Source organism: Nitrospirae bacterium CG2_30_53_67, assembly GCA_001873285.1.
Taxonomy (GTDB): Bacteria; CG2-30-53-67; CG2-30-53-67; order CG2-30-53-67; family CG2-30-53-67; genus CG2-30-53-67.
Window position 1 is genome coordinate 1 of sequence record MNYV01000091.1, and the last position, 4,143, is coordinate 4,143.

Annotated in this window: 3 protein-coding genes and 1 pseudogene; all 4 read right to left on the reverse strand. The window is 47.7% G+C overall.

Annotated elements, in window-relative coordinates:
* Nucleotides 1-616: pseudogene (locus tag AUK29_05685) on the reverse strand (hypothetical protein).
* 53 nt (nucleotides 617-669) lie between these two features.
* A complete protein-coding gene (locus AUK29_05690) occupies nucleotides 670-1,815 on the reverse strand; it encodes a UDP-N-acetylglucosamine 2-epimerase (protein OIP63952.1) in 1,146 nt (381 codons plus the stop codon).
* Nucleotides 1,816-1,849: 34 nt separating this feature from the next.
* Nucleotides 1,850-2,995, reverse strand: a complete 1,146-nt coding sequence (locus AUK29_05695) for a hypothetical protein (protein ID OIP63950.1) — start codon at nucleotides 2,993-2,995, stop codon at nucleotides 1,850-1,852.
* Nucleotides 2,996-3,051: 56 nt separating this feature from the next.
* The coding region (locus AUK29_05700; GenBank protein OIP63951.1) for a hypothetical protein at nucleotides 3,052-4,143 on the reverse strand (1,092 nt) is incomplete at its 5' end.

Sequence of the window (4,143 nt, forward strand, 5' to 3'; positions counted from 1 at the left end):
GCCGGCCGAAAGGAGAGACTGTGTAAAGCAGAGCGAACTGTACGCCCGAAGGATCTTCTAATGCTTGGTGCAGGACCTTCACGACCACCGGCACTTCCGATGGGGATTGGTTTCGCTGTGTCACTGTGAGAGTGCCCTGATACTTACCTGGCAAGGCGGCATCGGGAACGTGAAGGGTCACCCAAATACGTACGGATTGTCCCTTGAGGATTTGCAGGCCGCTCTCCCCTATGGGTTCGAGGATCCAGTCTTCCACGGAGAGAGGGGTCGTCCCCCGGGAAAGACGGGCCATCTCTATATGATTCTGATCGATCTCGCCCGGTCCTCCGTCGGTTCTTTTCAGATTTGACAGCGACACCTGCAGGGATGGACAACCGTCCCGGCAGTAAACCGCAAACGTAAAGGGCTCGTATTCCCCCCGCAAAGCTGAAAGATCCACCTCTCGGAGCAGACGCCATGGCGCAGGCCTTTCGGTTTCCTTGACTTGCTGCATGACATCCTTTCGGATGAGCTGGGCCATGGGCGGATCTTCTCCGGTCCCGCCGAATCCTGAGAGGAAGAGGATGAGACAAACGCGGAGTGCCTGGCCCCCCAGCATCTTCATGCCGTAAACCATGGAAAGCCTCCGAGTCTGGTGCGTCGAGTTGTTTCTTTGAAAGCGACACTTTGTCATTGCTTCAGTATAATTTTAACAATCCGTTCAGCGGCCCGGCCATCCCAGAGTTCGGGTATCCGTCCCAATTTCAAGTTTCCCCTGAGAATCGCAAGCCCCTGTGCGATGATGTTTTCACGATTGATCCCGACCACGCTGTTGGTTCCTTCCGATACGGTCACCGGCCTTTCCGTATTTTCTCTCAAGGTTAAACAGGGGATCTGCAGGACCGTGGTTTCTTCCTGCATCCCCCCGGAATCGGTCAGCACCACCTTTGACTCCGCCATAAGATGAAGAAAATCCAAATAGCCCAAGGGTTCGATCATCCTGATCCCCTTTGAATTCCGCTTTTGGGTTGTTGTGCCCGCCTCCACATTTTCGAAAAAATGACTGAACCCGAATCGTCCTATATTGTTTCTTGTTCTCGGATGAGCCGGAAAGATAATCGGCACTTCTTTAGAAAGAGTATTCACTGCCTGTAGGATGCTCTCCAGATTCCGAGAGTCATCCACATTGCTGGGACGATGAAGTGTCAATACGCCATAGGGAAGAATCTGATTGCCCGGGTTCAAGCCCAGGCGCCTGTGTATATCTGTTTGTCTTGCTTTGTCGGTATTCCTGATCAGCGTATCAATCATGACATTGCCGACAAAGTGTATCTTGTCCTTTGAGATTCCTTCCTTTAGAAGGTTCTCTTGTGCATTTCTTTCTGTGATGAACAGGAAATCTGAAATCGCATCCGTGAGGACCCGGTTGATCTCTTCGGGCATGGTTCGGTCGAAACTTCTAAGGCCTGCCTCCACGTGGATGATCTTGATCCCGAGCTTGACGGCCGTGAGGGCACATGCAATCGTGGAATTGACGTCGCCCACAACCAGGATATAATCCGGCCTTTCCTTAACAAGGATCGGTTCAAAACGTTTCATGATTTCGGCCGTTTGTTCGGCCTGGCTCCCGGAGCCCACCTCCAGATTGATGTCCGGTTCAGGGATTTCCAAATCGTCGAAGAAGAGTTTGGACATCTGCTCATCATAATGCTGTCCTGTATGAACCAGGAGAGGAATGATTTTTTCGTTCTTACGCATTTCGCACATGATGGGAGCGATCTTCATAAAATTAGGACGCGCACCCACGACGTTTATGATTTTGATTGCTCTTTTCATCATGACATCAGCCCATTCCATTAAAATCGTCCTTTCATGAACCCCGTTCTGTGGGCCAGATGGTTATGGTCTTACCCTTCAAGACATTTAACCAGGCCAAAACCAGAGCAAAGTTGACTGTTAAGGAATAATAGATGACATTAAAAAACCAGTTTCTTTTATCACTGTATTCTGTAAATTTTGCGATCATTGCAAATATCAGGGTTGTGATCATAAGACAATAAAGAATATAGTAGAAGAATCTGTCCGTGAGGAAGATCAGGGATAACGCGGCCGATAGGAGCGCGAACGGCATAAGATACCTGAATATCTTGTGAATCCATAACTGGATGGAGAAGATCCCATATTGAAACGGATTTAAAAGGGCTTTCATACGGAACAGGCCATGAATGGTTCGGGTAAAAATTCTTATCTTTCTCTCGAATTCCTCCCGATATGTGGCCGAGGACTCCTCCTCTGAGATCGCCTCAGGTTCATAGACGACCTTCTTGCCGTGCCTGACGATCTCAAGGGGTTCCACAAGGTCGCTGATCAGGTCATTCCCAATTTCAACGTAGTCACTCTTTCGGATCGCGTAAATGGACCCGTTCACTCCGATCAGCGAAGATATCCTGCTTTCTCTGTATTTGATGAACTTTTCATAATTCCAATAGGCACTTTCACACAAGCCGGTCAGGTTCTCCGCGCTTTTCTTATAAACCAGTTGCCCGGAAACACAGCCGACCCGTTCATCGCCGAAATTTGCTACCAGTTTCCTGACGGCATCCTTCCTGTACATGGCATTGGCATCGGAAAATACAATGATTTCACCCGACGATTTCTTTACGCTCTCATTCTGGATTGCTGTCTTTCCGAGTCTGTCATAGGCATAAAGTTTCACCCCCTCATTCCGAAAAGCATTTACCATGTCGTGGGTGCGGTCCGTGGATCCGTCCGAAGCTACAATAATTTCAAGTTTTTCCTTTGGATAATTAAGCCCCAGCGAATTTTCCAGTTTTTCTTTGATATGCTTTTCTTCATTGTATGCGGTGATGATCAGGCTGACACCGGGTTCGCCGCTCCAAGCAGGCCCTTGGTGTCTTCTGAACAGGCCGAGCATCGCGGCCAGAAGGGGATAACAAACCGTTACAAACAGAAGAAAAGCGACCGAACTCCAAAATATCCATTCATTGAGCGGCATGATCCATTACTCCGCAGGGGACGAGTGTTTCTTTGAAAGTCCCGTCTCAGGTTTGTTCATCTCGCTGCCTTTTTCCAGATGACACTTTGTTTCCCCATGATGAAACGAATGTATCCCCACAATAGCGCGAAATTGAAAAGAGAAAAGTAACCGATAAGATTCATGGATCTATTTTTGATATTGAGTATCACGGCCAGTGAAGAGACAAATATCAAGAGATTTGAAAGGTAAAACATGTTCACAAATATCGGCTCCGAAGATAACGCAAGAATGGAAATGTATAGGATGATCAACAACAGCGGCGTCATCCATCGTATGACTTTGTGTGAGTAATAGGCAAAATGTATGAAGGCTCGATTTGGACAATCGATAACAGGCACCAGGAGCAGTGTTTGCAAGTTACCTGAGCCGATCCTTACTTTGCGCCAGAATTCATCGATGATAGTTTCCGAGATCGTCTCCTTTGCTATGGCCTCCTTCTCAAAATAGATCTTCTTCCCCTGCTTCAGAATGCCAAGCGATATCCAGAAATCGTCTATAATGGTATCCTTGGGAATGGTTCGAAATAGTTCTTTCCTTATGGCGTAAATGCCTCCATTCGCCCCCACCGTAGAATAGAGTCTGCTTTCAAGGTTCTTAATATCCGACTCGTACTTCCAATAGGCTTTCTCATAAGCTTCAACACCCTGCGTTCTGCTTTCCAGGATGAGTCGTCCGCAGACACCTCCAATGGAACGATCGGCGAAATGAACAGTGAGTTTTTTTAACGATTCCTCCTGAAGGACCGTGTTCGCATCAGTAAACAACAATATTTCATTTTTTGCAAGAGGGACGAGGGTATTTAATACATTGGACTTCCCCTGGCGAGACTCTATCCTGTGAAACCTGATCTGGTCCTCATACTGCATGCAGATCTCATCCGTTTTGTCAGTGGATCCGTCGGAGCCGATCAATATTTCTATCTTATCCTTCGGGTAATCCAGTTCCAGCGCATTCCTGATCTTTTTCTCAATCACCGCCTCTTCGTTATAGGCCGCAATGATGACCGACACGGATGGCAAGTCTTCCGGGCCGATGGGGACTGCGGGTTTTTCTTTTTTGAACCGCGTCAATAAAAAAAGAAGGATCGGATAGAGAAGATAGGTGTA